Here is a 21,404-nt window from a genome sequence, read left to right on the forward strand (position 1 = left end):
GTTCTGTGGGTCAGTTCACGTCCCATCCCGGAATGACATCTGGCCTGTGCCGGTTGACACCGTAGTTACCCCCGCAACGAGCTCCCGGCAGTGTCGCCGTCGCCCCGATCGCCCCTGATCGTCTTCGAGAGGTTCGAACATGTCTGCAGTCAGCACCGTCGCCCCCGAATCCTTGGGGGAGGTGCGCGGCAGTAGACGGACGGTCATTCTGGCGTTGTCGCTCGGCGCGTTCGGTATCGGGACCACCGAGTTCGTCGCGATGGGACTGCTGCCGAATATCGCCAATTCGCTGGGAACCAGCGAACCGACGGCCGGGCACGTGATCTCTGCCTACGCACTCGGAGTGGTGGTCGGCGCTCCGACGATCGCGGCACTGACCGCACGAATGCCACGACGCGCCCTGCTGATCGTGTTGATGGTCGCCTTCACCATCGGCAATCTCGCCACCGTGTTCGCCCAGAACTACGGCATGTTGATGGCTGCCCGCTTTGTCGCCGGGCTGCCACACGGCGCCTACTTCGGTGTGGCCGCTCTCGTGGCCGCCCATCTGGCGGGTCCGGAGTCCCGGGCAAAGGCCGTGGGCCAGGTGATGATCGGTCTGAGCGTTGCCAACGTCGTCGGAGTGCCTGCGGCGACGTGGCTCGGTGGGGCACTCGGCTGGCGGGCAGCGTTTGTGGTGGTGGCCGTGATCGGTTTGCTGACGATCGCGGCACTGTTCAGATTCCTGCCTGCCCTGTCCGACATGAAGATGACCAATCCGGTGACCGAACTCGGTGCGTTGAAACGGCCGCAGGTATGGTTTGCGCTCCTCATCGGAATCGTCGGCTTCGGTGGGATGTTCGCGTTCTACACGTACATCAGCACCACACTGACCAGCGTCGCCGGTGTATCGGAATCGTTTGTGCCGTTTGCCCTGATGCTGTTCGGCCTTGGCATGGTGGCGGGCAACATCATCGGCGGTGCCCTCGCCGATCGTGGTGTGGTGCGGGCGATACTCATCAGCTTGGTTTCCATCGTGGTGACGCTCACCGCTTTTGCGCTGCTGGCGAGCAATCCGTGGGCCGCACTGATCCTGACTTTCTTCATCGGACTGACCGGGGTTGCGCTCACTCCGGCCCTGCAGATCCGGCTGATGGATGTCGCCGAGGACGCCCAGACCCTTGCCGCGGCGCTGAACCACTCGGCACTGAACATCGCCAACGCCGGTGGTGCGTGGATGGGCGGTCTGGTGATCGCGGCCGGATACGGATACCGGGCGCCGTCGCTGCTCGGCGCCGGACTGGCCGTTGCCGGACTCGCGGTCCTCGGACTCGCGCTGCTCTACGCCCGCCGATCTGCTGTCAGAGGACGCACGTAGGCTCGCCCGACGTGACCACAATCGTGACGACGATCAACGTAAACGGCATTCGCGCCGCGGTGAAGCACCGCTCGGAGCGCAATCTGGGGCTGATCCCGTGGCTTCGTGAGACCACCACGGACCACGTCTTGCTCCAGGAGACCCGCGCCACCGAGGAGCAGGTCGTCGAGGCGCTGGCCCCGGCGCTGGACGACGGTTGGTACCTGAGCCTGCACGAGTCGTCGGTCAAGGGACATTCAGGAGTGGCGATCCTGTCGCGCACCAAGCCGGACAAGGTGCGCAAAGGTTTCGGCAGCGATGAGTTCGACGACACCGGGCGCTACATCGAGGCAGATTTCGGAACGCTGACCGTGGCCAGCCTGTACCTGCCCAAGGGGGCGAGTGACGGTCCCAAGCGCGAGGCGAAGTTCCGTTTTCTCGACGAGTTCGGAGCGCACCTGGGCGCACTCGGCCGGAAGCGCCGGGGTGTGGTGGTCGGCGGCGACTGGAACATCGCACCCACCGCCCTGGATCTGAAGAACGCCAAGGGCAACGTGAAGAACCCCGGCTTCCTGCCGGAAGAACGCGCATGGGTGGCCGGGGTACTGGAGACCGGATGGCGTGACGTCGCCCGTGATCTCGCCGGTGAGGTTGCCGGGCCGTACTCGTGGTGGAGCTGGCGTGGCAAGGCATTCGACAACGATTCGGGCTGGCGGATCGACTACCAGCTCGCCAACAAGACGACGGCCGCCACGGCGACGAAGTCGTGGGTCGACCGCGCCGGTGCCTACGATCTGCGGTGGTCAGACCATGCGCCGGTCACCGTGGAGTACGCCTGAGGGTCGAGTGGGCCTGATTGTCCAAATGCGGTGTGTGTGAAATGCGGTGGCGGCCGGATGAGAGAATTCGTCTGTGAGTGAATCGGCAACCGAAACCAAGCCCGCCCGGCGCAAGAGAGTCCTGTCGGGTATCCAGCCCACCAGTGACTCCTTCCATCTCGGGAATTACCTGGGTGCGGTCCAGCAGTGGGTGAGGTTGCAGGACGAGTTCGAGCAGGCGTTCTACTTCATCCCGGACATGCACGCCATCACCACCGCACACGACCCCAAAGCGTTGCGGGATCGCTCGCGGCGCAGCGTCGCCCAGTTGCTGGCCCTCGGTGTCGATCCGGCCCGCTCGACCATCTACCTGCAGTCGCATGTGCCGCAGATCGCTCAATTGACCTGGGTGCTCTCGTGTCTCACCGGTTTCGGCGAGGCCGGCCGGATGACCCAGTTCAAGGACAAGTCGGCCAAGCAGGGCACCGATCATGCGAGCGTCGGATTGTTCACCTACCCGATCCTGATGGCCGCCGACATCCTCACCTTCCAGGTCGATCAGGTGCCGGTGGGCGAGGACCAGCGTCAGCACCTGGAACTGACCCGAAATCTCGCCCAGCGGTTCAACTCTCGGTTCGGCAAGACGTTCATCGTTCCGGAGGCGTACATCGTCACCGAGACCGCGAAGATCTATGACCTGCAGAACCCGTCGGCGAAGATGAGCAAGTCGGCCGAGTCCGATGCCGGTCTGATCAATCTGCTCGACGATCCGAAACGGTCGGCGAAGAAGCTCCGTTCGGCGGTCACCGACAACGGCCGGGAGATTGTCTTCGACCGTGTGGAGAAGCCGGGTGTGAGCAACCTACTGACCATCCTGTCGGCGCTGAGCGGTAAGTCGGTTGACGACCTCGTCGCCGGATACGACGGCCAGGGGTACGGCCAGCTCAAGGTCGACACCGCCGAGGCGTTGACCGAGTTCGTGACTCCGTTGCGGGCCCGTTTCGACGAACTGCTGGCGGATCCGGCTCAGCTCGATCAGATTCTGGCTGCGGGCGCGCAAACGGCCCGTGAAGTGGCTTCGCGAACGTTGGCAACGGTCTATGACAAGGTGGGATTTGTAGCTCCAGTGCCGCTCGACTGACACACCGAATGGGGAACGACATGCCACAGGCTCGCGCCGATTCAAAGTTCAAGCTACGGGCATCCGATCAAGGGCAGGACGCACGCAAACCGGGCGTGATCACCACGCCCGGTGCGGCCGACAAGCCGTCGTTCCTCGACAAACAGCGCGTACGATTTCCATGGTTCAACCACCTCATGGAGGCGGCGACACGGTATCAGGGCTCCAAGGGTGACTATTTCGCCGCCGGGGCAACGTACTTCAGTGTCTTTGCGCTGTTCCCGCTGTTGATGATCGGGTTTGCCGTCGCCGGTTTCGTGTTCGCCAACAACGAGGAGTTACTCGACAAGGCGAAGGACAAGATCGCCGATTCCGCGGACGGCAGCATGGGTGAGCAGCTCACCGATCTGATGGACCAGGCCATCGACTCGCGCGCCACGATCGGTGTCCTGGGTCTGCTGATCGCCCTCTATGCCGGCCTCGGGTGGATGGCTAACCTGCGGAACGCGCTGACCGTGCAATGGGGTTCAGAACCCGAATCACCTGGCATCGTGAAGACCAAGTTGTCCGATCTCGGAGCCCTCCTCGGCCTCTTCCTGGCCATGATCGTCACCTTTTCGCTGTCGGCGCTGTCCAGTGGCAGCCTGGTCCATCAGATCTTGGAATGGCTGAGTGTCGATGACCTCCCAGGTGTGTCGTTGGGGGTTCGGGTGGTCTCCGTGGTGCTTTCGATCCTGGCGTCATGGTTGCTGTTCACCTGGGTGATCGCGAAATTACCTCGGGTGGCACTACCGTTGCGTAACGCGTGGAAGGCCGGACTGCTCACCGCCGTGGTGTTCGAGATCTTCAAACAGGTGGCGAGCTTTTACCTCAAGTCCGTGGTGAGCGGCCCTGCCGGAGCCACGTTCGGGCCGATTCTTGGCATCATGGTTTTTGCCTTCATCACGACCCGGATCATCCTGTTCGCCACCGCATGGGCGGCCACTGATCCGCGTAACCGCAAGTACGAGCCGACACCGGTACCGGATCCGGTGGTCATCAGCCCGCGGGTGGTGGTCCGCGAAGGATTGTCCGGACGTGGCGCGGTGGCTGCTGTCGGTGCCGGTGTGGTTGCGGCGTTGGGTATTTCGGCGGCGGCGCGGCGTAAACGCTGACGGCACCGGCATTCCGACCCCGGGATGATTTCAGGAGCGTTTGTTCAAGCGCAGCCCGGCATAAACCAGCGCCACCACGATCAGCGCGCCCACCAGCCCGATGATCAGCTTGGCAGTGCCCGACGTGGAATCGGATGGAAGACCGCTGGCCGATGCGATGTCACCGCCGGTTCCGGTTCCGGGAGAGTCTGATTCGGAGAGTTCTTCCACCAGCTCGTCGGGTCCGTCGACCAGCACGCCGATGTTCTGATCAGCCGACTGGGCGAAGCCGTAGTCGAGCATCGCCTCGGCCTGTCGCCAGAATGATCCGGGGCTGTCGTTGAGTCCGTACATCTGAACCACGAGAATCTGCCGACCATCGCGCTCTGCCGCTCCGACAAAGGTTTTGCGGGCATCGTCGGTGTATCCGGTCTTGCCTGCAATGGTTCCCTCATAGTCGTACAACAATTGGTTCATGTTGTAGAGATCGATTCCCAGATCCGCAGTTGGTGCCGCCGCGGGTGTGGTTTCGGTGGAAAGTCCGTCGTTCTCGGACGTCTCGGTTGGCATGCCCGGATAGCCGGGGAAGTGGGCCTGATCTTCTTTCGAGATCTCTACGAAGTCAGGATTTTGCAGAGCTGCCCCGAAGATCAGGGCCTCGTCGTACGGGGACGTGGTCATACCCGGGGCATCAAGGCCCGACGGGGATGCGGCGCGGGTGTCCTGTGCTCCGAGCCGCTCCGCCATCGCGTTCATCTTCGCCACGGTGGCGTCTGTTCCACCCAGTTCGCGGGCGAGCGCGTTCGCGCAGTCGTTGCCGGAGACCAGGATCAGTCCGGTCATCAGGTCGCGAACCGTATAGGTGCCACCGGGACCGACTCCGGCGGCATCGCCTTCGACCTCGTCGTCTTCCGCAGTGCCGGTGACCGTGGAGTCGAGGTCCAGTTCGTCGAGCACCACGAGCGACAGGAGCACCTTGATGGTGCTGGCAGGCCGGTAGCGCCCGTGGGGGTCCTTGGCGGCCAACACCGTTCCGGCAGTCAGATCGGCGATCAGCCAGCCGGTCGCGGTCAGACCTGCGGGCGGCGGAGCGGCGCCGTCGGCCAGCACGACCCCACAGCCGCCGAGTTTCTCGCCACCGATCGGAGGGTCGGGCACCGGTAGCGGCGTGGGTGTGGTGGACCCGTCGGAGACCACTTCGGACTCATCGACAGGGGGCACCGGTGTGGTCTGGTACGGGCACGCGTCGGTCACCGTCTCGGGCGCGGGCGCTCCGATCGGCGGCGTGATCGTCACGGGGGTGGCCCCGGACAGCGCCGGACCGCCGAGGCCGGTGAAAAGGAGTGACGCCGCCAACAGGGCTGCGGCGCGTGTCGTGAATCGGATCATCGCACCGGACGATACAGCTGTTGGGACCTGTTTGGGCCTCCGTGCGGCGGCAATTCGGCCCAATTGAACATTTCGAAACCGACTGATCGGGCGCGCTGTGCGGGACGGATCCGTTGTTCGGTGACCTATTTTCTGGTGTTCTCGCCTGCGAGTTCGCGGATTGCCTTGGCCAGTGGTGCCCATGCGTGCGGGGGTAAGTCGTGCCCGACCTCGGGAAGGATAAGGGTGCTCGAGCCGGGTATTTTGGACGAAATTGCATGCGCAGCAGTAATTTTGATGAGAGGATCGTCTTCGCCGTGCACGACCAATGTGGGACTTGCGATCTCGGTGATCGCGGGGCCACTCCATCGGGCGCCGATCTGTCGACTCTGTGCCTGTTGGTCGTGAATCCCGGGGTCGGGATTGCTTTCCAATTGTGCGCGCATTGCCGCTTCGTCGAACTCTCGGCGCGGGGAGGCGAGTAGTCGTGCGACTGCCAGACCGGCGTCGATTGCGCCCTCTCGGTTGTCGGGGAATTTCAAGCGCGCGAACTTGGAGAGTGTGCGCAAGCGGATGAAGCGGAATGTTCGCAACCCGGTGACATCGCCCGGGACAGCCGCGATGGATGTGAGGGAACACACCCGGGCGGGGTGTCGGAGGGCGACACGTTGCGCGAGAGCGCCGCCGAGTGAGATTCCGAGTACGTGCACGGTGCTCCACCCGAGTTCGTCGACTACCGCAATTGCATCGTCCGCCATGTCTTCGGCGGTGTATCCCTCACTGCGTTTGGTCAGGATCGCGGCGATGGGGTTTCGTACGGCCGTCGGCGGCAGATGGGTGGACTCGCCGCCGTCGCGCTGGTCGTAGCGCACGACAGCGAACCCCTGTGCGGCCAGTTGTTCACAGAATCCATCAGGTACTGCGTGTCGGTTGACGCCCAAGCCGGTGGCGATCAGTAATGGTGTGCCGCCGAGTTCGGGCCGGTATTGATCGAATGCCAGACGTACCGATCCGCTCTGAGCCCATCGCCGCGGTCCCCATGGATTGTCGAGTGTCATCTTGAACCTCCCATTTACTGCGTTCACTGAATGCAGTTTTAGTGTAGGTTACTGACGACAACCGCGAGTGGAAGGGTGAAGACGAGTGACACGGTCCGGGACGGAGCAGCGGCACACGACGGTGTGGGAACGCTCGTGCGGCACACGCGGGCCCGCGCCGACGCACAGTCGCGACGATGTCGCTGCCGCAGCGATGGAACTTGCGCAAGAGGGGGGATTATCGGCCGTCTCCACTCGCCGAATTGCGCAGAAACTCGGGGTGAGTCAGTCGGCTCTGTACCGGTACGTGGCGGGCTATGACGACGTGCTCGACCTCATCGTCGATGCTGCTGCCGGCGAGATCGACCTCGATGTCCCGTTGCGCGGCGAGGCAATCGACGACCTCACCGCTCTCGCGGCCCGCGCGAAGGGCGTTCACGTGAGATACCCGTGGTTGCTTGACGTTCCGGTCGAAGCGATGCGCATCGGGCCGCGGGGGATCGACTTTCTCGAGTACGCACTTCGGGCCATGGCTGCGGTCGACGTATCGGGGATGGTGAAGTTGCAGGTGGTGGCTGTGCTGAACACCCTTGTCCAGCAGTTTGCGCGCGCCGAGGTCGGTGGCGGAACGGCGAGACAGAAACGCCGAATCTCTCAGGTGATGTACTTACACAAAACCGCCGCGGTCGGCGGTCATCCGTATCTTGCGGCAGCGCTCCATCTTTCGGATCCAGGCGCCGACCAGTCTGGTGACATGTTCGAGTCGGTGTTGCGCCGAGTCCTCGGTGGCATGCTGACGCCGGATTGATTGCCGGTGACGGAGTTCTCGTCACGGACTGTGAGTGCTCGGTTTCTTCACTCAAGCGTTCAGCAGAGCAGCGAAGAGATCCTGTGACGCAGAAAGGAGAAAGTTGATACCGAACCACTTGTGGCTCAGGGGCAGCTCGAATCAATCGATCTTCAACGACCCGAACTCGGCGAATCCGCGAATACTCGCCGAGCTTGCCGGCTCCCATGCGACCAGAGGTCGCGGCGTTTCGACCACCGAATATCCAGTCGCATCACCCTCTATGATCGTCGACCGATCCCGATGAACACCGATGGGTATGTCGCCGGCAAGCGTCACGCGATTGACTCGCCGGAATTGGTCACCGAAGTCGGCCACGCCGTAATGCTGAGTGGAACGGTTGTCCCAGATGGCCACGTCACCGTCGTTCCAATTCCAGCGGAACGTATTGTCGGGGCGTTCGATCCGGGCCTGGAGGAGACGGAGCAGATCCGTGGTCTCGGACGTCTTGAAACCTGAGAACGACTTGACGAAGTGGCCGAGGGTCAGTGCCCGCTCGCCGGTCTCGGGGTGCACCCGCACGGCGGGGTGTTCCGTCTCGAAGACGGTCTTGACGAACTCTTCGCGGTACGCCGGGTCCGAGCTGTCGCCGACGGTGAGGTGCTCGGCGTAGTCGTAGTCGTTGGTGTGAACAGTCCGCAGCTGGTCGGCAAGCGCCCGCATCGGGCTCGGGAGGTTGGCGTACGCGGCGACCGTGGACGCCCATATGGTGGCGCCGCCGTAAGTGGGGCGGACGGTGGCGCGCAGCACGGAGATCTTGGGGATCCGGTCGACGAACGAGACGTCGGTGTGCCAGGAATTGGCAGCACCTTCGAGGGGGAGCAGGTCTTCACCCCGGGACAGGACAGTCGGATGCGCCTTGGTCGGCGTACCGAGCAATGATGCGAACTCGTACTGCGACATGTCGTCGAGATGGTGCTGACCGGTGAAGATGACCGCCTTGTGGGTGGCGATCACGGTCCGGATGGCCTGCACTGTTGCATCGTCGAGGTCGCCGGACAGCCGGACACCATCCACCCGGGCACCAAGGTGTTCACCGAGTTTGGTGACCGTCAGGGCTGGGGATGCCGACAGGGTGGAACCGGTGGCGGGAGATTCGACCAGAACGCTCATGACTCCAGTTTTGCGGTAACTCCGCAGTGTCGGAACCTTAGGAGCAGCCTGATCGAAAGTCGGTGCCACCTCCGGACCGTCACCCCTTGGTTATGAAGCCTTCGGAGATCATCCAGTCCCGTGCCACGATTGCCGGATCCTTGCCGTCGACATCGACCTGCTTGTTGAGTTCGGTGATCACCTCGTTGGTGAGGGCGGCGGTGACCGGGGCCGTCACCTCGGCGATCTCGGGGTGTTTCTCGAAAAAACTCGCCTTCATCGTCACGGACGGGTTGTAGTGCGGGAAGAACTGTTTGTCGTCGGTGAGGACCACCAACCCGAGCCCGGCGATCCGACCGTCGGTGGTGAATACCTCGCCGAACTTGCATTGGGTTCCGGTCGAGGTCGCCTGATAGATGATCCCGACCTGAAGAATCGGGGTGTCGGCCTTCGCCGGGTCGAACCCGTACGCGGTGGCCATACCCGGATATCCGTCTTGGCGGGCCCGGAACTCGGTGTCCACGCAGGTCGCGGCCGCGGCCGGATCCTGCTTGACCAATTCGGCATACTCGGAAAGGTTCGTCACGCCGGTTTCGTCGATCACCTTTTTGCTGGCGGCCAAGGCATAGGTGTCGTCCATCGGGCCCGGCTCGAGCCATACCATGTCATTTTTTTCGAGGTCCTCGTCGCGCACCGCCTCGAATTGTTCCCGGGTGTCGGCAATCGGCTTTTCGTGACCGAGATAATTGATCCAGGCATTGCCGGTGAACTCGTAGGCGACGTCGACCTGACCGGCGATCTGTGCATCGCGTGTGCTGCGTGAACCCACGATCCCGGTCATGTCCCGGACATCTGCGCCGGCCGCAACGAGGGTGAACTCGAGGATGTATCCCAGGATCACCTGTTCGGTGTATTCCTTGGATCCCACGGTGATCTGAACTCCTTTGAGACCCTCGTTCTCGGTGATCGAACCCGGGCCGATCTTGAGTGGGACGGCACCGCCGGACGACAGGCCACAGGCGGCGGCCACCGCGCAGACGATCGCGACGATGAGCGGCTTGAGCGCGCGGTCCATCCGGGAACCGGTTCGAGGCACCGTTGTCATCCTCGTATCCCCTTCGGTCCGAGGTAGTACTCGGCCAGCGCGCCGACCCAATCCACGAGCAGCGCAAGGCACACCGCCAGGACGCTGCCGAGGATCAGCGTGACGTTGTCCCGCAGTTTGTAACCGGTGTCGATGAGGACACCGAGACCACCGGCGTTGACCAGGAAGCACAGTGTCGCGGTACCGACTGCAAGAACCAGCGAGGTGCGCAGGCCCGCGAGGATGTACGGCACAGCCAACGGCAATTCGACCCGGAAGAGGATCGAGGACTGGGACATGCCCTGTCCTTGGCCGGCGTCGATGAGCGACTTGTCGACCTGATCGATGCCCAGGATCGTGCTGCTGAACACCGGGAGCAGCGAATACACCGCAATGGGCAGGACGCCGATCCAGAAACCGGTCTCGCCGGTCCACAGGAAGAGCAGGACGAGCAGGCCGACGGCAGGCGCGGCCTGCCCGATGTTCGCCACCCCGATGAGCGGCGGTCGCAGGAAGCGGGCGTGGCCGCGGGTCACCAGGATTCCGAGCGGGACTCCCGCGATGACGACGATGGTGGCAACCGTGATCGTGATCAGCAGATGCTGCCAGAGGAGGGTGCTCACGTTGCCTGCATTGATGTTCACTTTTTGGGTGGCGGTCAGATCCCGGTTGAATGCCCAGAAAATGACGGCGACCGCGACGATCAGCACGAGGATCGGTTGGATGATCAGGCGCAGGCGGTCCGCCACGCTGATCGAGGTCGGCGGCGTCTCGACGGCCGTGGTCATGGCGTGACGTCCCCGGTGTCGGGGGTGTCAGGGGTGTCAGGGGAGTCGGGGGCAGCCGTCGCGGTGGGCGAGGTGTCGCGGAGTTTGGTGATGGTGGAGATCAACGTCTCGAGTGTCACCACCCCCTGATAGCGGTTTCCCGCGCCTGCGACCACTGCGGAGGCGTGGTCCTCGGCGAGCATCGCCTCGAGCGCGTCCTGCAGCGTGGCCTGCACACTGATCACCTCGCCAAGCGGCTCGGCGAACTCCTCGACGGTGCGCGCCTGCCGGAGCCGGCTCTCGCGCACCCAGCTGACCGGGCGTTCCCGGTCGTCGAGGATGACGGCCCAATCATGTTCGCCTGCGGCCAGTTCCGCTCGGAGTGCGTCGACGTCGTCGCCGGTGTGCGCGGTGGATCGGGCCTCGAGATCGATATCCTTGACCCGGACCAACCCGAGTTGGCGCAGTGAGGCGCCGGTTCCCACGAACCCGGCGACGGTGTCGTCGGCGGGATTGGCAAGGATCGCCTGTGGGGTGTCGTATTGCAGGACCTTCGACTGCTGACCGAGTACTGCGATGCGGTCCCCGAGTTTGACCGCCTCGCTGAAGTCGTGGGTGACGAAGACGATGGTCTTACCCAATTCGCTTTGCAGTCGCAGGAGTTCGTCCTGCAGCGAGCTTCGCGTGATCGGGTCGACGGCACCGAAGGGTTCGTCCATCAGGAGTACAGGAGGATCCGCGGCCAGAGCCCGTGCGACACCGACACGTTGCTGCTGACCGCCGGACAACTGGCGGGGGTAGCGGCCTGAGTACTGTGCCGGATCGAGGCCGACCAGATCGAGTAGCTCTTCGACGCGGGCGGCGATACGTTTCTTGTCCCACTTGAGCAATCCCGGTACCAGGCCGATGTTCTGGCGGATCGTCATGTGTGGGAAGAGTCCGGCCTGCTGGATCGAGTAGCCGATCGAGCGCCGCAACTCGGTGGGTTTGATCGACAGCGCGTCTTTGTCGCCGATGGTGATCTTGCCCGACGTTGGCTCGCTCAGGCGGTTGATCATCCGCATGGTGGTGGTCTTGCCGCATCCGGAGGGCCCGACGAAGACGACGACGTCGCCGGCCGGGATGTGCAGCGAAACATCTTCCACCGCAGGCGTCTTGGATCCCGGGTAGGTTTTCGACACGTGTTCGAGGGTGATCTGCACCCCGGTCGGGTTTGCTGAGCGCAGGCTTTTCGACGCTGAGGTCTGTTCTGTCATCGGATGCCTTTCGACGTTGTGAGCCGTCCGAGAAGTACGTAGAGGGCGTCGAGAACGAGAGCGAGGACAACGATCAGCAAGGTGCCACTGAGGGCCATGGGCACCGCGGTCGGACTGCCGACGCGGGCGAGGCCGGCGAAGATGAGATTGCCCAGTCCCGGGCCCTTGACGTAGGCGGCGATGGCCAGCACGCCCATGGCCATCTGCGTGCTCAGTCTCATCGCGGCGAGAATTGCCGGCCACACCAAGGGGAGTTGTACCCGGACGAGGGTGATGAAGCCGCCCATGCCAATTCCCCTGGCGGCGTCGATGAGTGCAGGCTCGATGTTGTTGAGTCCGACGATGGTGTTCCGGATGATCGGTAGCAACGAATACAGCACCAACGCGGTCACCGACGGTATGACACCGAGACCGACGAGCGGGATGAGCAATCCCAACAGCGCAAAGGACGGAACGGTCAGGATGGCGCTGGAAATCGATGTGGCCAGGTTGGAAGCGATGTCACTGCGATAGGTGAGCAGACCGACCACGACACCGATCACGGTCGCGATGAGAACGCTTTGAAGTACTGCACTGACATGCTGATAGGAATCGAACACCAACTGAGATCGGTGTGACGTCATGTAATTCCACAATGCGTTCAACCGGTGCCCCCGCTCTTCACTCGTCGTTCCAGCCGTCCACACTCGAACACTGACACCGACAAACCCCCGGCGCAATGATCAACATGTTGGCCTATTTCTCTCGTCCGCGCACCCATGACATTCAGTTTTCGAGTCGATCAACCGGTTTTCGATGACATTTGTCATGGCTCGGACATGAGTATCCATCGAGCTTTTGATGATCGGGTGCACTGGTGACCCACAGTCGATGTGGGTGAGCCTTGAAGGCATGAACACAACACATCACAACCACAACCAACATCCGCCTGATTATCGCGAAACAAGTTCGCAAGCAACCAGTTTCGGCAATCTGATGAAAGACGTCCTTCGTATCGGTCCGGCACCCGTTGGCAGCCGGAAATGGGGGCAGCGATGAGTGCAGTGATCACCGCCCGCGGGTTGCGTCGGGTCTATGGCCAGGGCGACGACGCGTTCGAGGCGGTCAAGGGCATCGATCTCGATGTCGGAGAGGGCGAGGTCTTTGCGTTGCTCGGCACCAACGGTGCCGGTAAGACGTCGACGTTCGACGTGCTGGAAGGACTTGCCGCACCATCTGCCGGTCAGGTCGAGGTCTTCGGTCTCGACCCACGACGGGACCGCAAGCTGGTCCGCCGGAAGGTGGGCATCATGTTGCAGTCCGGTGGTCTGCCCGCCGAATTGACCGTCGCCGAGACATTGGAAATGTGGCGTGGCACCTGCTCGAATCCGACGACCGTGGACGCAGTCCTGGAACAGGTCAACCTCACAGACCGCGCCCATGTGCGCGTCGGAGTGCTGTCCGGCGGTGAAAGGCGCCGGGTCGACCTCGCCTGCGCGTTGCTGGGGCAGCCCCGGTTGCTGTTCCTCGATGAACCGACCACCGGCCTCGATCCGGAAAGTCGCCGCGCCACATGGCGTCTGCTGGCAGATCTCAAGGCGTCCGGGGTCACGATGGTCCTGACGACCCACTACCTCGACGAGGCCGAAGCGCTCGCCGACCGGATCGCGATCATGCACAAGGGTCAGATCGCCCGCCGCGGCACACTCCGCGACATCGTCGACGAGCATCCGGCGCGAATTGTCTTCGACCACCCCGGGACGCCTCTGCCGCCACTACCCGGCGCTCGCGTCGATGCCGGCGCTCGGGTGACTGCGTACACCCACGACCTGCAGGGCCACCTCTCGGAGGTGCTGGCCTGGGCCGGTGCTCGCGGCCTGCAGCTGGGTGGCCTGGAAGCCCGCGCCGCGTCGTTGGAATCGGTCTTCCTCGACGTCGCCGCCGACCCGGTCGACGCCTCGGCATCCACCCCCGACATGATCGGAGCACACCGATGACCACGACCACCGTATCCACATCTGTCGGCTACGGCCGACGCCCGCTGAGCGCTCTGGCCAAGGCCGAGTACCGGCAGTTCGTCCGCAATAAAACCCTTGTCGTGCTGGGAACGGTGTTCCCGGTGGCTCTTCCGCTTGCGACATTCTTCATCGCTCGCAACGAGTCCGGTGCCACGGCGGAGGTCGCGACCACGGGCTTGGAGATGTTCGCGCTGATGGCCTTTCTGTTCGTGCAGTACTACTCGGTGCTGTCGATGGTCACCACCCGCCGTGGGGAAGGAGTATTGAAGAGGCTGCGAACGGGTGAGGCAGCGGACTGGCAGATCCAGACGGCCCCGGCCGTACCCGGTGCCATCCTCACCGTGATCGGTGGTGTGATCGTCGCGGGGGTGATCTACGGCGCCGGTGCGCCAGCGCCCGTCAATCCGATCGCACTGATCGTTGCGATGGCCGGCGGAATCATCGTCTTCTCGCTGCTCGGACTGGCGACGAGTGCGGTCACCAAAAACGCTGAGGCAGCGCAGATCACCTCTCTACCGGTGATGATGATCGCGATGGTCGGCCTTGAATCGATCCGTGACATCCTTCCCGATCGCCTCGGCGACGTGGTCTCGTGGACACCGTTCGCGGCCTTGTCCGACCTGGTCTCCCTCGGCACGGCCGGCCTGCCTGCCGCCGCAGGCGAGTCCGACGCACCGCTCGATTTCGCGGGCACTTTTGCCGAGATGGCACAACCACTTGCAACACTGGGTATATGGACCGCGTTGGCGCTGGCAATCGTCGCAACAAGCTTCCGTTGGGACGACCGCGGATGACACGGGTGGCGTCCTGGTGGCGTGAGCTGTCGGGGCCTGCGAAGTTCCGGCTCTACAGCCAGCTCACGCTCCAGGGCGCCATCGCCGGGGTGGTGGTCGTTTCGGCGGCCACCACCGTCGGCGTTCCGTGGTCGGCAGCGGCGATTGTCATCTCCGGGGCTGCAGCTCTTCTCGCCATGCAGACCCAACCTGATCTGTCGGTCTGGACGAATGCCGGACTGCGGCGGTGGGCACAACCGGTGGGGACAGCGGTACTTGTCGTGGTCTGGCTGTTCTGTGCTCTGGTGGCCAATCTGGCCACCGATGAATCCGACATCGACGCGGCACGTACGGCGGGCATCTTCGCCGCACTACTGCCGATGCTTTCGATCGTTCCGTTTCGGCGGGGCAGGTGGTGGCTGATTCTTGGCGTCAGCATCGCTTCCGGCGTGGCTTTCGGGTCGTCTCCGGCAGCGGGACTCTGGTTGGCTGCGGTCACGTTCTTCATCGGCGGTTTCCTCGTCGCCACCACGCTGTTGACGATGTGGGGTCTGGATGTGGTCGACGAGCTGGAGCGCGCCAAGACCGTCGAGGCCCGGTTGCAGGTTGCCGAAGAGCGATTGCGTTTCAGCCGGGACCTGCACGATGTGGTCGGCCGTGGATTCTCCGCCATCGCGGTGAAAAGTGAACTCGCCGCAACACTTTCACGTGTCGGAGCCGGAGACCGGGCGGCCACCGAGATGGACGAGGTGAAGTCACTCGCTGTCGAATCGATGGACAAGATGCGCGAGCTGGTGCGTGGCTATCGTGACATCAACCTCGACGGTGAGGTCGCCGGTGCCCGTTCACTCCTGGCGGCGGCGGGCTGTCTGCTAGTCGTCGAGGGCGACCCGGCCAAGGTGCCCCCACAATTCCACGAGGTGGCGGCATGGGTGGTGCGAGAAGGGACAACCAACATAGTCAAACATTCGGCAGCGACGTCGGCGACCCTCTCGATCGGTGTGGCGGGAATGTCCCTGCGTAACAACGGCTCCCGCGAGGTCACCGGACAAGATGCCGGTGGGCATTCGGGGCTCCGTGGCCTGTCGGAGCGTCTGGCACACGTCGGCTCCGGACTCGAGGCCACCACGAGCGGCGAGACTTTCATGCTCGAAATACAGTGGGAGAAAAAGTGATTCCAGTACTACTGGCCGACGACGAGACTCTCATCCGCACCGCGATGGCCGCCATGCTCGACTTGGAGGACGATCTCGATGTCGTCGCGAACGTCGGGTCTGGCGAAGAACTGGTCACCATGTGGCGACAACGCGTGGCCGACGGCCAACCCATTGCCGTCGCCGTCGTCGATCTGCAGATGCCCGGGATCGACGGCATCGAGACCGCGACCGAGCTTCTCGCTCTGACGCCGGACGCCGGCATCCTGATCGTCACCAGTCACGGACGGCCCGGCTACCTCAAACGTGCTCTCACCGCCGGGGTTCGGGGTTTTCTGCCCAAGACATCGTCGGCTGCCACCCTCGCCGAAGTCATCCGCACGGTCGACGGCGGTGGCCGTCACGTCGATCCACAGTTGGCCGCCGAAGCGATAAGTGCCGGGGACACCGTACTGACCGCACGCGAAGCCGACGTCCTGGAGTTCGCCATCGATGGTTCCTCCGTGGACGAGATCGCCACGCGCGCACACCTGTCGGTCGGCACCACGCGCAACTATCTGTCGTCGGCGATGGCGAAGCTGGGTGCCTCGAACCGGTACGAGGCAGCCCTCAAAGCCCGAAATCTCGGATGGATCTGAGCGGGCTTGCCTTCAGATCTTTGTGTAGGCCTCGGTCAGCACTGACCGCAGGATCTGTTCCATCTCGTCGAACTCGGCCTGCCCGCAGGTGAGTGGGGGAGCGAGTTGGACCACCGGATCTCCCCGGTCGTCGGCGCGGCAGTAGAGTCCGGCGTCGAACAATGCGGTGGACAAGAAGTTGCGCAGGACCCGCTCGGACTCGTCCGGTGTGAACGTCTCCTTGGTGGCCTTGTCCTTCACCAATTCGATGCCATAGAAGTAACCTTCGCCGCGGACATCGCCGACAATCGGCAGGTCACTCAGGCGTTCGAGCGTCCGCCGGAAGTCCGGTGCGAGTTGCTTCACCCGATCGTTGAGGCCCTCACGCTCGAAGATGTCGAGGTTGGCCAGCGCGACCGCCGCCGAAACCGGATGTCCGCCAAAGGTGTATCCGTGGGCAAACGATGTGGTGTTGTCGTTGAAGGGCTCGAAGAGTCGATCGGTGGCGATCATTGCGCCGATCGGGGAGTAGCCCGAGGTCATGCCCTTCGCGCAGGTGATGATGTCGGGGACGTAGTCGAAGTCGGTGCAGGCGAACATCGAACCGATCCGGCCGAACGCACAGATCACCTCGTCGGAGACCAGCAGCACGTCGTGCTTGTCGCAGATCTCCCGAACCCGCTGGAAGTAGCCGGGCGGCGGTGGGAAGCAGCCGCCGGCATTCTGAACCGGTTCGAGGAAGACTGCGGCAACCGTGTCGGGTCCCTCGAACTCGATGGCCTCTTCGATGCGGTTGGCGGCCCAGAGACCGAATGCCTTGGGATCGTCACCGTATTCACCGGCGCGGTAGATGTTGGTGTTCGGAACCCGGAACGCTCCTGGCGTGAGTGGTTCGAAGGCTTCCTTGAGCGCCGGGATACCGGTGATCGCCAGCGCGCCCTGCGGTGTGCCGTGATAGGCGATCGATCGCGAGATGACCTTGTGCTTGCCGGGTTTTCCGGTCAGTTTGAAGTATTGTTTCGCGAGTTTCCATGCGCTCTCCACTGCCTCGCCACCACCGGTGGTGAAGAAGACCCGGTTGAGGTCACCGGGTGCATAGTTCGCCAGGCGTTCGGCCAACTCGATCGCAGGCGATGTCGCGTATGACCAGAGGGGGAAGAAAGCGAGTTCTTTGGCCTGCTTCGCCGCGGCCTCGGCGAGCTCGACTCGACCGTGGCCTGCCTGCACCACGAACAGTCCCGACAGGCCGTCGAGGTAGCTGTGACCGCGGTCGTCGAAGATCCGGACACCCTCGCCGCGGGTGATGACCGGTGGTGTGGTCGTGTCGCCGTGCCTGGAGAAGTGGCCCCACAGGTGGCGTGCCGAGCGGTCGCCAAGGGTGGTGGTGTTGTTCTCGACTGCGGTCATCGGGTACCCCAATTGTATTGTTGTTTGACCAATTTCAGGTAGACCAGGGTCTCTGTCCCGGTCACGCCAGGCTGCGATCGCACCTTTTTGTTCAGTACTTCGAGAAGGTGTTCGTCGTTCTCGCAGACCACTTCGATGACCACATCGAATGATCCGGCGGTCAGGACCACATAGTCGATTTCCTCGACCTCCGCGAGTGCTTCGCCCAGTGCTGCGGTGTCTCCGGTGCAACGGATTCCGATCATCGCCTGGCGGGCAAAACCCACCTGCATCGGATCGGTCACCGCCACGATCTGGAGGACACCCGCCTCGCCGAGGCGCTGAACCCGGTTGCGCACCGCCGCTTCCGAGAGCCCCACTGCTTTGCCCACCGAGGCGTACGAGCGGCGGCCGTCGGCCTGCAGCTCCTCGATGATCTTTTTGGAGATGTTGTCTAACACTATTGGCTGCTCGGTCATGGCTCCGATTCTTCTCGATGCGCTGGCCGGTTCGATCGTTGCACCCCACATGCTACGGAATCCGCAATAATCTGCAACCCAAACGGAGGAAATTCGTTGTCTGATGCCGGTAACCATCGCGAAATGCGCAGTGCCTCGGTAGGGTGGCCATCAGATACCCATCGAGGACGACGGCCCGCGAGGACTGAAAATGACCATTGTTGCAACAACTTTTGCCGCCGGCTGGGTGAACGGACGTGAGCGCTCCGGTGCTGGACGTGTTCACGAGGTGATCGATCCGGCGACCGGCGCCGTCGTCGCATCCACAATGTTGGCCACGGCCGCAGATGTGGACAAGGCGGTCGACGTCGCACGAAATGCGCTGGGGCAGTGGTCAAGCGCAACACCGGCCGAGCGAAGTGCGGCGCTGCGGTCGTTGGCGTCGGCGATGTCGAAGGCCACTGATGAGCTCGCTGCAGAGGAAGTCGGTCAGACCGGCAAGCCGATTCGCCTGGCAACCGGGTTCGATGTCCCGGGTTCGGTGGACAACGTCGAGTTCTTCGCAGGCCTGGCCCGCAATCTCGAAGGCAAGGCCAGCGCCGAGTATTCGGGCGACCACACGTCATCCATCCGTCGCGAGGCGGTCGGTGTGGTCGGCTCCATCACACCGTGGAATTACCCGTTGCAGATGGCGGTGTGGAAGGTGATCCCGGCGCTGGCCGCCGGATGCACGGTGGTGCTCAAGCCGGCGGAGCTGACGCCGCTGACCACATTGACGCTGGCCAGGCTCGCCACCGAAGCCGGTATCCCCGACGGTGTGTTCAACGTGCTCACCGGGACCGGCGCAGAGGTCGGCGCCGCCATCGCCGGTCATACCGGGGTGGACGTGGTCACGTTCACCGGGTCCACCGGGGTCGGCAGACAGGTGATGTCGCAGGCTGCGGCCAATGGGACCAGGGTCCAACTCGAGCTCGGCGGCAAGGCGCCGTTTGTGGTGTTCGACGACGCCGACCTCGAGGCAGCGATCCACGGAGCGGTGGCGGGTGCGCTGATCAACTCCGGCCAGGACTGCACCGCGGCGACCAGGGCCATCGTCGCCCGTCCCGTGTACGACGACTTCGTTGCCGGTGTCGCCGAACTCATGTCAAAGGTGCGCGTCGGCAATCCGTTCGATCCGGCCACCGACATGGGCTCGCTCATTTCTTTCGGTCACCGTGACAAGGTGGGCGCGATGGTCGAACGCGCCCGGGTGGCCGGGATCCGGGTTGTCACCGGTGGTCGCGCACCGGAGGGCCCCGGTGCCTTCTACGAGCCGACTCTGCTCGCCGACGTACCCGAAGACGCCGAGGTGTATCGCGACGAGATCTTCGGACCGGTCCTGACCGTCAGCGCTTTTGATGACGACGACGATGCGCTCCGGATGGCCAATGACACCGTTTACGGCCTGGCGGCATCGGCGTGGACGCGGGATGTGTATCGCGCACAGCGGGCGTCCCGCGAAATCCATGCCGGATGTGTGTGGATAAACGACCACATCCCGATCATCAGCGAGATGCCGCACGGCGGCGTCGGGGCCTCGGGCTTCGGAAAAGACATGTCCACGTATTCGCTCGACGAATATCTCACCATCAAACACGTGATGAGTGACATCACAGGAGTACCGCACAAGCCATGGCACCGAACGATTTTCACGCTGCCGCAGTGAGCAGCTCAGGGTCGCGGATCGACTGGGCACTCGAGCCCACCGTTCGCGGTACGGCGATGGTCGCGGGCGCGACCCCGGCGCCCTATTGGCTCGACCGGCCACTGCGACCCGCCGCGCGACCGCGTCTGGCGGGGCGCCGCAGCGCGGATCTGGTTGTCGTGGGAGGCGGATTCACCGGTTTGTGGGCCGCAGTCCAAGCGGCCGAGGCGAATCCGCAGCGATCTGTTGTCCTGCTCGAAGGTGACCGGATCGCCGAGGGTGCCTCTGGCCGCAACGGCGGATTCTGCTCGGCCAGTCTGACCCATGGGCTCGTCAACGGCATGGAGAGGTACGAAGACGAATTGCCGGAGCTGCTCCGGATGGGGGTCGAGACCCTCGAGGCGATCGCCGATGCGATCACCAGGCTCGGAATCGATGCCGACGTCGAACGCACCGGGGAACTCAACCTGGCGAGTTTCGACTGGCAGGTCCCCGGACTCAAAGATGTGGTGGATCAAGGACATCGCCTCGACCAGCCACTGCGCTTCCTCGACGGCGACGAACTCACGAAGCATCTGCACAGTCCGATGGCCCACGGAGCCATGTACGACCCGGACGTGATGATCATCGACCCGGCCAAGCTGGCCTGGGGGCTGGCTGCGGCGGCCGAACGCCTCGGGGTCCGGGTCTTCGAGCACAGTGAGGTGACGTCGCTGACCTCGGTGGGGGACCGGGTCGCCGTGGCGACGGGGTACGGCAGTGTGGATGCGGCGCGGGTGGTCGTAGCCACGTCGGCGTCGAAGCCGTTGCGCCGCAAGCTCGGCCATCTGATGGTGCCGGTGTGGGACTACGCCATCATGACCGAACCGTTGACCGACAAGCAGCTGTCCGCGATCGGCTGGTCCGGACGTCAGGGGCTGGCTGATTCCGGCAATCGCTTCCATTACTTCCGGCTCACGGCCGACAACCGGATCCTGTTCGGTGGCTGGGATGCGTTCTACTACTACGGTGGTGACACCGATCCACGCCGGGCGCAGAAGCCGAGTGAATTCGGCCTGCTCGCAGAGCATTTGCTGCAGGTGTTCCCGCAACTCGAAGGCATCACCGCGAGCCACACGTGGGGCGGTGTCATCGACACGTGTTCGCGGTTCAGCAACTTCTGGGATGTCAGCATGGGCGGCAAGGTCGTCTCGGTGCTGGGGTTCACCGGACTCGGTGTTGGCGCGTCGCACTTCGGCGCCGCGACCGCACTCGACCTCGTCGACGGCCGCGACACCGAACGCACCCGCCTGAAGATGGTGCGATCCAAGCCGATCCCGTTCCCGCCAGAGCCGTTGCGCTGGTTCGGGATCACCGTGACCCGTCGTGAGTTCGCCCGAGCCGATCGCAATCAGGGTCGACGAGGACTGTGGCTACGGGCGATGGACGCCGTCGGGTTGGGTTTCGACTCCTGACCCCCCGCCTCCGCACCCATCGG

Annotated in this window: 20 protein-coding genes; 11 read left to right on the plus strand and 9 right to left on the minus strand. The window is 63.6% G+C overall.

All coding sequences use genetic code 11. From position 1 onward, the window contains the following. The first annotated feature begins 139 nt into the window (after positions 1 to 139). The 4 genes from AC1TQG_RS15830 to yhjD all read left to right on the plus strand — a co-directional run bounded on the left by AC1TQG_RS15830 (position 140) and on the right by yhjD (position 4,428). Positions 140 to 1,357, plus strand: a complete 1,218-nt coding sequence (locus tag AC1TQG_RS15830; protein ID WP_482138398.1) for an MFS transporter — start codon at positions 140 to 142, stop codon at positions 1,355 to 1,357. A gap of 11 nt (positions 1,358 to 1,368) precedes the next feature. Then, positions 1,369 to 2,175: an exodeoxyribonuclease III gene (locus AC1TQG_RS15835; RefSeq protein ID WP_482138400.1), complete on the plus strand. Its 807-nt coding sequence runs from the start codon at positions 1,369 to 1,371 to the stop codon at positions 2,173 to 2,175. Between the two features lie 73 nt (positions 2,176 to 2,248). Then, positions 2,249 to 3,295, plus strand: a complete 1,047-nt coding sequence (trpS, locus tag AC1TQG_RS15840) for a tryptophan--tRNA ligase (RefSeq protein WP_482138402.1) — start codon at positions 2,249 to 2,251, stop codon at positions 3,293 to 3,295. A 20-nt stretch (positions 3,296 to 3,315) separates the two neighbouring features. Beyond that, complete coding sequence (yhjD, locus tag AC1TQG_RS15845; protein ID WP_482138403.1) at positions 3,316 to 4,428, plus strand: inner membrane protein YhjD; 1,113 nt, start codon at positions 3,316 to 3,318, stop codon at positions 4,426 to 4,428. Between the two features lie 30 nt (positions 4,429 to 4,458). On the opposite strand, the gene AC1TQG_RS15850 is transcribed toward yhjD, so the two are convergent. Then, positions 4,459 to 5,796 carry a D-alanyl-D-alanine carboxypeptidase family protein gene (locus AC1TQG_RS15850; RefSeq protein ID WP_482138405.1) on the minus strand — a complete coding sequence of 446 codons (1,338 nt, stop codon included), beginning with the start codon at positions 5,794 to 5,796 and terminating at the stop codon, positions 4,459 to 4,461. Positions 5,797 to 5,921: 125 nt separating this feature from the next. After that, positions 5,922 to 6,833, minus strand: a complete 912-nt coding sequence (locus AC1TQG_RS15855) for an alpha/beta fold hydrolase (RefSeq protein ID WP_482138407.1) — start codon at positions 6,831 to 6,833, stop codon at positions 5,922 to 5,924. Positions 6,834 to 7,026: 193 nt separating this feature from the next. Here AC1TQG_RS15855 and AC1TQG_RS15860 point away from each other — a divergent pair, with 193 nt between their 5' ends. Continuing rightward, on the plus strand, positions 7,027 to 7,620 hold the full coding sequence (locus tag AC1TQG_RS15860) for a TetR/AcrR family transcriptional regulator (RefSeq protein ID WP_482138779.1): 594 nt from the start codon (positions 7,027 to 7,029) through the stop codon (positions 7,618 to 7,620). Positions 7,621 to 7,761: 141 nt separating this feature from the next. Here AC1TQG_RS15860 and AC1TQG_RS15865 read toward each other — a convergent pair whose 3' ends face one another. From AC1TQG_RS15865 to AC1TQG_RS15885, 5 genes are all read right to left on the minus strand, one after another. Beyond that, positions 7,762 to 8,772 carry a TauD/TfdA dioxygenase family protein gene (locus tag AC1TQG_RS15865; protein ID WP_482138409.1) on the minus strand — a complete coding sequence of 337 codons (1,011 nt, stop codon included), beginning with the start codon at positions 8,770 to 8,772 and terminating at the stop codon, positions 7,762 to 7,764. Between the two features lie 79 nt (positions 8,773 to 8,851). Further along, positions 8,852 to 9,826, minus strand: coding sequence for a glycine betaine ABC transporter substrate-binding protein (locus tag AC1TQG_RS15870; RefSeq protein ID WP_482138781.1), 975 nt, complete (start codon positions 9,824 to 9,826; stop codon positions 8,852 to 8,854). Positions 9,827 to 9,852: 26 nt separating this feature from the next. Continuing rightward, complete coding sequence (locus tag AC1TQG_RS15875; protein WP_482138411.1) at positions 9,853 to 10,623, minus strand: ABC transporter permease; 771 nt, start codon at positions 10,621 to 10,623, stop codon at positions 9,853 to 9,855. After that, positions 10,620 to 11,858: an ABC transporter ATP-binding protein gene (locus AC1TQG_RS15880; protein ID WP_482138413.1), complete on the minus strand. Its 1,239-nt coding sequence runs from the start codon at positions 11,856 to 11,858 to the stop codon at positions 10,620 to 10,622. The genes AC1TQG_RS15875 and AC1TQG_RS15880 overlap by 4 nt, the downstream gene beginning before the upstream one ends. Beyond that, a complete protein-coding gene (locus AC1TQG_RS15885) occupies positions 11,855 to 12,481 on the minus strand; it encodes an ABC transporter permease (protein WP_482138415.1) in 627 nt (208 codons plus the stop codon). Before AC1TQG_RS15885 ends, AC1TQG_RS15880 begins: the two co-directional genes overlap by 4 nt. Positions 12,482 to 12,892: 411 nt before the next feature. Here AC1TQG_RS15885 and AC1TQG_RS15890 point away from each other — a divergent pair, with 411 nt between their 5' ends. From AC1TQG_RS15890 to AC1TQG_RS15905, 4 genes are read left to right on the plus strand one after another with little or no spacing between them, the layout of a single operon-like run. After that, entirely contained in the window at positions 12,893 to 13,834 is a 942-nt protein-coding gene (locus AC1TQG_RS15890) for an ABC transporter ATP-binding protein (protein WP_482138417.1), read from the plus strand. Beyond that, a complete protein-coding gene (locus tag AC1TQG_RS15895) occupies positions 13,831 to 14,649 on the plus strand; it encodes an ABC transporter permease (protein ID WP_482138419.1) in 819 nt (272 codons plus the stop codon). Before AC1TQG_RS15890 ends, AC1TQG_RS15895 begins: the two co-directional genes overlap by 4 nt. Next, positions 14,646 to 15,803, plus strand: a complete 1,158-nt coding sequence (locus tag AC1TQG_RS15900; protein WP_482138421.1) for a sensor histidine kinase — start codon at positions 14,646 to 14,648, stop codon at positions 15,801 to 15,803. The genes AC1TQG_RS15895 and AC1TQG_RS15900 overlap by 4 nt, the downstream gene beginning before the upstream one ends. Next, positions 15,800 to 16,420: a response regulator transcription factor gene (locus tag AC1TQG_RS15905; RefSeq protein ID WP_482138423.1), complete on the plus strand. Its 621-nt coding sequence runs from the start codon at positions 15,800 to 15,802 to the stop codon at positions 16,418 to 16,420. The genes AC1TQG_RS15900 and AC1TQG_RS15905 overlap by 4 nt, the downstream gene beginning before the upstream one ends. A 12-nt stretch (positions 16,421 to 16,432) precedes the next feature. Here AC1TQG_RS15905 and AC1TQG_RS15910 read toward each other — a convergent pair whose 3' ends face one another. Then, the gene (locus AC1TQG_RS15910; protein ID WP_482138424.1) at positions 16,433 to 17,806 is read right to left on the minus strand and encodes an aspartate aminotransferase family protein; all 1,374 of its coding nucleotides are present in this window, start codon (positions 17,804 to 17,806) and stop codon (positions 16,433 to 16,435) included. Continuing rightward, on the minus strand, positions 17,803 to 18,264 hold the full coding sequence (locus AC1TQG_RS15915) for an Lrp/AsnC family transcriptional regulator (protein ID WP_482138426.1): 462 nt from the start codon (positions 18,262 to 18,264) through the stop codon (positions 17,803 to 17,805). The genes AC1TQG_RS15910 and AC1TQG_RS15915 overlap by 4 nt, the downstream gene beginning before the upstream one ends. A gap of 190 nt (positions 18,265 to 18,454) precedes the next feature. On the opposite strand from AC1TQG_RS15915, the gene AC1TQG_RS15920 reads away from it, so the two are divergent. After that, on the plus strand, positions 18,455 to 19,948 hold the full coding sequence (locus AC1TQG_RS15920; RefSeq protein ID WP_482138428.1) for a gamma-aminobutyraldehyde dehydrogenase: 1,494 nt from the start codon (positions 18,455 to 18,457) through the stop codon (positions 19,946 to 19,948). A 56-nt stretch (positions 19,949 to 20,004) separates the two neighbouring features. After that, positions 20,005 to 21,381, plus strand: coding sequence for an NAD(P)/FAD-dependent oxidoreductase (locus AC1TQG_RS15925; protein ID WP_482138783.1), 1,377 nt, complete (start codon positions 20,005 to 20,007; stop codon positions 21,379 to 21,381). The last annotated feature ends 23 nt before the right edge of the window (positions 21,382 to 21,404 follow it).

This window comes from Williamsia sp. Y844, assembly GCF_056786475.1.

Excerpts from the sequence above, each read along its gene's own strand:
- AC1TQG_RS15830 (WP_482138398.1), top strand. The coding sequence starts at position 140 with ATGTCTGCAGTCAGCACCGTCGCCCCCGAATCCTTGGGGGAGGTGCGC.
- yhjD (WP_482138403.1), top strand. The coding sequence starts at position 3,316 with ATGCCACAGGCTCGCGCCGATTCAAAGTTCAAGCTACGGGCATCCGAT.
- AC1TQG_RS15850 (WP_482138405.1), bottom strand. The coding sequence starts at position 5,796 with ATGATCCGATTCACGACACGCGCCGCAGCCCTGTTGGCGGCGTCACTC.
- AC1TQG_RS15855 (WP_482138407.1), bottom strand. The coding sequence starts at position 6,833 with ATGACACTCGACAATCCATGGGGACCGCGGCGATGGGCTCAGAGCGGA.
- AC1TQG_RS15860 (WP_482138779.1), top strand. The coding sequence starts at position 7,027 with ATGGAACTTGCGCAAGAGGGGGGATTATCGGCCGTCTCCACTCGCCGA.
- AC1TQG_RS15865 (WP_482138409.1), bottom strand. The coding sequence starts at position 8,772 with ATGAGCGTTCTGGTCGAATCTCCCGCCACCGGTTCCACCCTGTCGGCA.
- AC1TQG_RS15870 (WP_482138781.1), bottom strand. The coding sequence starts at position 9,826 with ATGGACCGCGCGCTCAAGCCGCTCATCGTCGCGATCGTCTGCGCGGTG.
- AC1TQG_RS15875 (WP_482138411.1), bottom strand. The coding sequence starts at position 10,623 with ATGACCACGGCCGTCGAGACGCCGCCGACCTCGATCAGCGTGGCGGAC.
- AC1TQG_RS15880 (WP_482138413.1), bottom strand. The coding sequence starts at position 11,858 with ATGACAGAACAGACCTCAGCGTCGAAAAGCCTGCGCTCAGCAAACCCG.
- AC1TQG_RS15885 (WP_482138415.1), bottom strand. The coding sequence starts at position 12,481 with ATGACGTCACACCGATCTCAGTTGGTGTTCGATTCCTATCAGCATGTC.
- AC1TQG_RS15890 (WP_482138417.1), top strand. The coding sequence starts at position 12,893 with ATGAGTGCAGTGATCACCGCCCGCGGGTTGCGTCGGGTCTATGGCCAG.
- AC1TQG_RS15895 (WP_482138419.1), top strand. The coding sequence starts at position 13,831 with ATGACCACGACCACCGTATCCACATCTGTCGGCTACGGCCGACGCCCG.
- AC1TQG_RS15900 (WP_482138421.1), top strand. The coding sequence starts at position 14,646 with ATGACACGGGTGGCGTCCTGGTGGCGTGAGCTGTCGGGGCCTGCGAAG.
- AC1TQG_RS15910 (WP_482138424.1), bottom strand. The coding sequence starts at position 17,806 with ATGACCGCAGTCGAGAACAACACCACCACCCTTGGCGACCGCTCGGCA.
- AC1TQG_RS15915 (WP_482138426.1), bottom strand. The coding sequence starts at position 18,264 with ATGACCGAGCAGCCAATAGTGTTAGACAACATCTCCAAAAAGATCATC.
- AC1TQG_RS15920 (WP_482138428.1), top strand. The coding sequence starts at position 18,455 with ATGACCATTGTTGCAACAACTTTTGCCGCCGGCTGGGTGAACGGACGT.
- AC1TQG_RS15925 (WP_482138783.1), top strand. The coding sequence starts at position 20,005 with ATGGTCGCGGGCGCGACCCCGGCGCCCTATTGGCTCGACCGGCCACTG.